The following is an 8,113-nucleotide window of genomic DNA, read 5'->3' as shown; positions in this document are numbered from 1 at the left end:
GTGAACGAAAGCGTGTACTTGATGTCCTGACCGGCAACAACATTCGAACCCGACACCGGATCAGAAGACTTCACCACAGCAATCTTCGGAGACAGAACCGGATGCTCCGTCGTCACCGGCGGAGGAGTGATCTCCGGACCCGTCGGCGGCTTCGCAGTACCGGTGACCTTGTTGTTGATCAGAACCCCGCCGGCAACACCGGCATTGACCTTGATCTGGTAGGTCAGAAGAACCGACTTACCGGCCTCGAGTGCACCGGTCCACGAGAGCGTCGTACCCGACAGGGTCGGAGCAGCAGCACCGTCGACACCGTCGACAGTCGCCTTGAGCGAACCGTCCACCAACGTCGCGTTGTCGAGAACCTTCGACAGATCATCGGTCAACACCACCGGATCAAGAGTCGTCTTACCGGTGTTCGTACCCGTCACCGTGTACGTGATCGTCTGACCAGCATTGACGCCAGTACCCGGCGCTGGATCCGCTGTCTTTGCGACAGTGAAACCGGGAACCGAGTGATTCGTCTCAACCGGCGGAGGAGTGATCTCCGGACCCGTCGGCGGCTTCGCAGTACCGGTGACCTTGTTGTTGATCAGAACCCCGCCGGCAACACCGTCGTTGACCTTCACGTCGTAGGTCAGGACAACCGACTTACCGGCCTCGAGCACACCAGTCCACGAGAGCGTCGTACCCGACAAAGTCGGAACAGCCACAGAAGCACCGTCAATGGTCGCCTTCAGCGAACCAGGAACGACAGCAGCATTATTGAGAACCGCACCCAGATCGTCATTGATCTGTACCGGATCAAGCTTCGTCTTGCCGGTGTTGGTGCCGGTGACGGTGTACTTGATCGACTCGCCGGCCTGAACCGTCGAACCGGAAATCGGATCGGCAGTCTTCGCCAGCGTAAAACCTGGAACCGAGTGATTCGTTTCCACCGGAGGAGGAGTGATGTCCGGACCGGTCGGCGGCTTCGCTGTACCGGTGACTTTGTTGTTCAGGACCGTTCCCGCGGCAACGCCGGCATTGACCTTCACCTGGTATGTCAGAACAACAGACTTACCGGCCGGGAGATTCGCGGACCACGACAAAGTGCTGCCCGACAGAGTCGGAGCAGCAACAGGAGCACCGTCGATGGTCGCCTTCAGCGAGCCCGGAACGATAGCAGCATTGTTGAGAACCGCACTCAGATCATCGGTGATCGTCGCGGGAGTCAGGGCCGTCTTGCCGGTGTTGGCACCGGTGACGGTGTACGTAATGGTGTCGCCGGCCTGAATCGTCGAACCGGAAACCGGATCAGCCGTCTTGGTCAGCGTGAAACCAGGCATGGGATGCGTCGTGCAGAGATTGGTTGCAGGATCACATGTTGTGGGGGGAGTTGTAGTCCCCGGAACCAGATAGTTGTTCAGAACTTTGTTGCCGCCGTCTTTGACAGTGACGGTGTATGTGACGGTCCCCTTGCCGCCGGCCGGCAACGTGCCGCCGACCTTGATCTTGTCGGCGCCGTTCAATGCGGCGGTGAGTCCGCCAGTTGCAGCACCGACCGCAACCGTTCCGTCATCAATGACGTCGGCGAGGTGATCCGTGTAGTCGATCGTCGCCGGCGCAGTACCGGGATTCTCGAAATTCAGGGTGTAGGTAATCGTGTTGCCGATGTTGACCGTCTCACCGGTAGGTGGTGACGACGACTTCTTCACGAGGACCGGGGTGTTGATGATTTTGCAGTATGCGTTGTCGCCCGGCGCCAATGCTGTCTGCGCGACTCCACCAACTTGAAGGTTCTTGGCCACACCGTTTACCTGGCAATCCCACTTCGTCGCGTAGTTCGCGGTCTTGGTTGCCGAGGTAGTGGGCTTCTCCCAGAATGTGACGGGGGTAGGTGTCGTGTCAGCGAGGAGCATCCGCCAACCGGTGGAAGCGGTGGTATCCGTAGCTCCGGTATCGGTACTCTTGAGCACCTGACCGTTCGCGGCATTTGCATCAGCGAAAGTGCCAGTGCTTGTTCCGATGGTGAAGTCGTCGCCGGGGCTGACCCGAGTGAGTTCCTTGTCGATCTTGACCCTGGGCAGCAAGATACCGAAGGCAACACCCTGTCGGGACGTGTCAGCTGTGGTGTTTCCGAAAGTGCCCGCGAAGGAAGTCGGCGCTGTCGCAGCCAGCACCACCGCACCAGGCGAGTAATTCTTACTGACGTTGTTGTCCCACCATGAATCGCATCGAACCGAAGTTGTACCTACCCCAGTCAGACCATCGGCTCCGCCGACAATGCCGTTGCACGCCCGAATCGGTGGCCAATTAGGATCACCGGACACACCCATGGTGCGATCGATCAGGCGAAAATTCTTGTCCGACTGGAATGACAGGAATTCTTTGTTGTTTGCGGCAACTGGGTCTGTCGATTCCGCATCCGCGACAACAAGTCCGTAGTTGTTGACAGGGCCGTTCGGACCATTCATGACAATGTTGTCGAGCTTGACCGTTCCGCCTGACTGGACGCGATTACCCCCAGTCATTGTTGGAACGGTTTGGTACAGAGCAGGTTTGACCGCCGACGGCACACCACTGTAGGCGACGTCCCCGAGCGCAGAAAGGCCCTGCAACGCCGGAAGCGGGTACGCAGCAACACCCGTGTGCGGCTTAGTCGTGGATCCGTCGATCGAGTTAACCAGCTTGGCGTTGAAGCTGATGGAGTAGATATCCGTCAGCTTGACTGTCATCGGCTGTCCAGCTGCTGAGGTTGCGGCAGCCTGGTTGAACGTCGACATATCGATCCAGCAGATGTTCTGCGAGAGATTGCCGGTATTGGGCGCACTGAACGCACAGCCCGTGGGCGGTTGCTCATCCGGCAGGACAGCAGCACGAGCCGGCGCCTGAGCCTGAACGGGACCGCCGAGCGTCGCGGCCGGCTGCGCTGACGCAACCACTGCCGTCGCGCCGGAGATACCGAGAATCATCGCGATGGCGGTCCATACCACCGTCCACGCTCGCACCCAGGGCGGGAGCCCTGCGGTGAATAAGGCCGACTTTGTCGGCGGTATGTCGTTAGGCATTTCTTACTCCCCAGGATGTGCCTGATCGATGTTCGGTGGACGGAGATGCGAGAGCGCTGGCGCGAACTCCCGATTGATCGGTTGGTTCGGGTCGATCCGCCTGTTTTCGGCTGATCGACCTCACACCGGACGCTGTTGCCGGTCCTGTCATTCGAGCTCCTCTTCGGAAACACCTGCGTGTTGGAAGAGCCGCCCTGAACAGGACCTTGGCCCTCGAAATCCGTGCAAATCGAGAGCAACCTTCCAGTTATCAGGATCAAGATAACAGATAACCGGGAGCTTGCCCATCGAAAGTCGGACAAAGCAGACCGATCGACGTTTTTGTTCGTAGATCGGACAAGCTTCGAGGAGCAGTGTTGTCCGAGCGGACAATTCAGCCCTCGGAGTGCGGCACCGCGGCGAACGCGATGACATTCAACGTTTCCGCTGACCAGATCGGGTGACGACCAACCTCGAGGAAGATATGGAATCTGGACAAATGCCCAATATGGATAAGGCCTGTTGGATGCGCCACAGACCCTCGAACGACGTTCGGAAACCCCGTCCTGCATGGAGTCCGATCACGCGTGCGAGCCCGTCGAAATTGATCGAATTGGTCCAGACCACACTCAGCGACGGCTGCCGGTAACGAAGCATCCCGAGGCTCCGATAATTGGATTGCGAGGCACCAACTTCGCCCGAAACCGGGCGGCCGCCTTCGATTCAAACCCAACTTCAAGTCCGTTTTGTAGCTTTTCAGGCAGAGCAGTTCTGCTCATTTTCTGCCGTAGCTATTTTCCGATCCTGCTCAGCTAGTCGAAAGTTCAGCGACCGTGGCTACCGCCCGGCAGAATTCTCGTAACTGACGAGCAACAACCGGACTAACCAGCCAAGCGTCACAAGAGTGCCAAAAAGGGCCCTTCCGCGTGCCTCGAGGCAAATGCATCGAGGGCGAAAGGGCCCGAACCGGGCACCACGGAGCCAAGGGCCCCGCCGCAAACTAGCTGCTGCCGAACCCCACACTGTTGGCGTAGCGATCGAAATCGCCCTGGGCTCCGCTGTAGACGTTGATATCAGTGTTTCCGGTGATTCCGGGGATGCGTCCGGTGCTGGTGTACTGCCAGAAAGTCCAGTTGGACCAACCGCCGGGTAGCGGCCCCGGTGCGTTCTGCCCGTTGTAATCGGCGATCCACAGCGGGTAGTGGTTGAACTCGGTGGTGTTGGCCATCTGAGTGCGCCAGAAGTTGGGATACGTGTAAATGATGGGCTGCCGCCCGGTAAGTGCCTGGACGGTGTTCAGGTAGCGATGAGTCCAGTCGATGACCTGTCCGGCGGGCAGTCCCTTCGCGTCCTCGAGATCCAGGACGGGCGGGAGGTCACCAGGTCCGTTGATACCCAGGACGATCGCCGAATAGAAGGCGGCCTGGGCTTCGGGGGACTGGCGAACGTCTGCGTAGTGGTAGGCCCCGCGCGAGACGCCGGCAGCACGCATGACCAGGCAATCCTGGATGAAGTACGGATTGACGTAGTTGAGCGACTCGGTGGCCTTGACCATCGCGAACTCGTGCCCTGACGCCTTGACCTGGAACCAGTCGATTCCGGTTCCGTCCACGTGCTGCCACGAAGAGACGTCCGGGCCGCGGGGAGCGTCGGCCGGGCCGCGGGGAGCGTCGGCCGGGCCGCGGGGAGCGTCGGCAGCGGCGAGGCCAGGTGCCGTGATCGCGATGGCAGCTGCCATCGCGATCGGGGTGAGCTTGCCCAGTGTCCTGACGATCCGTCGCTCGACCATTTCCCGAGACTAAGGTCGACTAGTCCGTTTTGTCCCCTAATTCAGGGAATGTTCACTCAACCGAGCCAATCGAGAACAGCCGCAGCGGTCCACGACTGTTGCATACTGCCGAGCGGCTCACCGGTGAAAGGCTCGTAGTATTCGGCAAAACTGCCATCGCTGGCCTGCCGCAACCCCTCCGAACGCAAGACGTGCGATCTCTCGGCCCACCCCCGACGCGCGAACGCCCACGAGAACAACCACGTGATCACCGGCCACACCGGGCCACGCCAATACTCCCGAGGACGGAAATCGCCGGAAACCGGAGACGTCGACGGTGGGACAGCAAACCGCATGTCCGGGTGACCACAGAATTTGGGCCCCTCGAAAGTGCGCAACAGAGCGCGCTCGGCATCGCGGCTCAGGCCGCCGCACAGCAACGGCGCAAACATCGCGATGGTCTCGGTATGAACCCATCGCCCGGTGCGAAGATCGAAATCCTTTGCTGCACCCGATCGTTCATCGGTGGTGGCAATCACGCCCTGCCGGAATCGATCTGCCCACCCGCGTAGATCTCGGACGTCGGAGTTCGGCCGGGAATGCTCCTCGCCGATCGTCGCCAGGACGTCGCACGCCATCGAGAAGACGGCACTGACAAACACGTCCTCGACGGCAAAACTCATGGCTGTGGCAAGCTGCGAGTCCTCGTACCGCACGGCCTTCATCTCTTCGAGAAGCCAAAGGTAGCGGTCGTATTCGTGATCCGTGGGCCGCTGAGACAGGTCCGTCACCACAGCGAGATCAGCACGCTGATACGCAGGAACTTGTCCCGCAACAACATTCGCGTACGCCAGATCCCACCGCGGAGAGTTGTCCATCCCAGATTCCCACCCGTGATAGAGCGCGATACGGCCGTTGCCGTCGAGATCGCGGGCCTCCGCCAACCACCGGTGCCACCGAACCAGATCGCTCCAGCGCCGGTCGAGGAACTCTTCTGCGACCGCACGCGTCGTACGTCCGTGCCGACGCGAATGATCGAGAATCCGCTGCACCGCGATCGCGTGAACGGGGGGTTGGGTGATTCCCGATGTAGCGGTACCCAAAGGAGCATGCGCTGCCAACGCATTGACATCCCACCGCGTCGGGCCGGGGAAGTAGCCGTCGACACCGTTCGCGAACACGATGTGCGGAATCATTCCGTTCTTCCACTGAGCCGAGAGCAAGGTATCGAGCTCTACTACCGCCCGTTCGACGCTGAGCGGCGCCAGACCTACCGCCACGAACGCGGCGTCCCAGCTCCACATGTGGGGATACAGCTTCGGGGCAGCGCTGGTCATCGTGCCCAGGTCGTTTCCGCGCAGCAGGTAGGCAGCTCGGGCGGCGAGCTGAGTCGGGGTAAATCCGCGGTCTGCCATAGATGTCTATTTTGCGACGCGTCGAGCCTTTGCGCTCACCGAGCACCTATCCGGCGCCGCAGCCGCAATAATGAAGGAAGTCCGTCAGGTGATCTCGGAGTGGAGGCCTAGTGCGCGAGAAGATCAAAGCACTGCTGTTCGACGTCCAGGGCACAGCGACCGATTTTCACAGCACACTGTGCCGAGAGGCCCGTCGAATCACCGACGCCGACGTGGACTGGCCAAGATTCGTCAATCTCTGGCGCGCTGAGTACTTCGCGAACACCTCCGAGGCCGACGATTCCACAGGCGAATGGGTGACAGTACATTCGGTGTACCGCGAGGCTCTGCGCAAGCTGTTGGCCCGCGAGAGCATCGAACTTTCCGATGCCGAACAGGAAGAACTCACCACCGCCTGGAAATTCCTGGACCCGTGGCCCGACACTGTCGCCGGCCTGACAACCCTGCGCCAGCAGTACACAATCGCTGCCTTGTCCAACGCCGACGTGAATGCCGCAGTCAGCATCTCCCGGCACGGAAATCTGCCATGGCATGCCGTCTTCACTGCCGAAATGGCCGGCGTCTTCAAACCAGATCCGAAGATCTACCACCTGGCTGCTCGATATCTCGGGTACGACCCGGCCGAGATCATGATGGTTGCCAGTCACAAATATGACATCCGGGCGGCCAAAGCTCTCGGATTCCGCACAGCCTTCATAGCTCGACCACTCGAATTCGGAGCCAGGGGCAATCCCGATGTGTCCTTCTCCGACGAGTTCGACATCAACGCCGAGGACTTTCTCGATCTGGCAGCGCAATTGGTCCACTGATCCCGTGCCTGCGCGTCGTTGCTGGTATTCCTACGTGGAGGAATATCGAAACGGACAGGCGGTTTGGAATTCATGGGCACCAAGGAAGACAGCGCTACCCGCGAACGCAAGGCCCTGCGGTACTCGCTTCTGGTCGCAACGGCGTTGGCTGTGCTCGCCGCATTCTGGGGCTGGATCTCGCAGTCCCAGGTGATCCTGCTCGACGGTGTGTACGCCCTCATCGGAATGGTGTTGACGGCGATCTCACTGCGGGTCTCGCGGATAGCCGACTCGGGCCCCACCGCACGCTTCCCGTTCGGAAAGGAGGCATTGATCCCGGTCGTCATCGCTGTCCAGGGCATGGCACTACTGGCGACGCTCGCCTACGCCGCAGTCGAGGCAGTTCGTGTCATCCTCGCGGGCGGAGCCGACGTCACCGCGGGGTCTCTGGTGGCATACGGCGCTGTCAGCGCAGTGGTGTCGATCATCATCTGGCGCTACGTCGGACAAGTCGACCGCACATCTGATCTGCTCGTCGCCGAAGCCAGGCAATGGGGAGCGTCGGCTGCCTTCAGCGCGCTGGTCGCGGTCGGTGCTGTCGTCGCAATGATCCTGGGCCGCACCGATTTTTCCGACGCCGACCGATATGTCGACTCCGTCTTGGTCCTCCTCGGCTGTGCGATGCTGGTCCCGCAACCGTACGCACTTCTGCGAACCGCACTGATCGAACTCCTCGAAGGTGCTCCCGGCGAAAACGTTCAGGCCCGCGTGCACGAAGCCATCGCCGTCGTCCGCGACGAATTCGGTTTGGACGAACCGACTCTCACCATGAGCAAGGTGGGTCGCAAGCTGTATGTCGAAGCGACGTTCATGGTCGCGCCACACAGCTGGGACATCGACGGTGAAGACGCAGTACGACGCTCGTTCGCCACCAGCCTCGCCGATCTCCCCTACGAACCGTGGCTGAACATCGAACTGACTACAGATCCGGCGCTGATGCTCTAGCGACGGAATCTGCTCTCGAACAACAGAATCACGACGGCCGGGCCCACCTCACCTTCTCGAAAAAGCCCTTGACTCGAAAGTATGTTCGAGTATGATGGGAGGTGGAACGGG

5 protein-coding genes are annotated in these 8,113 nt (G+C 60.4%); 2 read left to right on the top strand and 3 right to left on the bottom strand.

Translation table 11 applies throughout. The annotated features are described in order from the left end of the window. From ACYP01_RS28775 to ggh, 3 genes are all read right to left on the bottom strand, one after another. Window positions 1–3,047: DUF7927 domain-containing protein (locus ACYP01_RS28775; protein ID WP_459683446.1), on the bottom strand; the 3,047-nt coding region annotated here is incomplete at its 3' end. Window positions 3,048–4,026: 979 nt separating this feature from the next. Then, window positions 4,027–4,815: a glycoside hydrolase family 25 protein gene (locus ACYP01_RS28770; protein WP_459683444.1), complete on the bottom strand. Its 789-nt coding sequence runs from the start codon at window positions 4,813–4,815 to the stop codon at window positions 4,027–4,029. A 56-nt stretch (window positions 4,816–4,871) separates the two neighbouring features. After that, the gene (gene ggh / locus ACYP01_RS28765; protein ID WP_019746148.1) at window positions 4,872–6,209 is read right to left on the bottom strand and encodes a glucosylglycerate hydrolase; all 1,338 of its coding nucleotides are present in this window, start codon (window positions 6,207–6,209) and stop codon (window positions 4,872–4,874) included. Between the two features lie 110 nt (window positions 6,210–6,319). Between ggh and ACYP01_RS28760 the strand changes: the two genes are divergently transcribed. Beyond that, window positions 6,320–7,018 (top strand): haloacid dehalogenase type II, encoded by a 699-nt coding sequence (locus ACYP01_RS28760; protein ID WP_007735269.1) that lies wholly within the window; start codon window positions 6,320–6,322, stop codon window positions 7,016–7,018. Between the two features lie 72 nt (window positions 7,019–7,090). After that, the gene (locus ACYP01_RS28755) at window positions 7,091–8,002 is read left to right on the top strand and encodes a cation transporter (protein ID WP_459683441.1); all 912 of its coding nucleotides are present in this window, start codon (window positions 7,091–7,093) and stop codon (window positions 8,000–8,002) included. The last annotated feature ends 111 nt before the right edge of the window (window positions 8,003–8,113 follow it).

This window comes from Rhodococcus sp. no. 34 (assembly GCF_054589475.1).
This window is presented reverse-complemented; position numbering and strand designations above follow the sequence as displayed.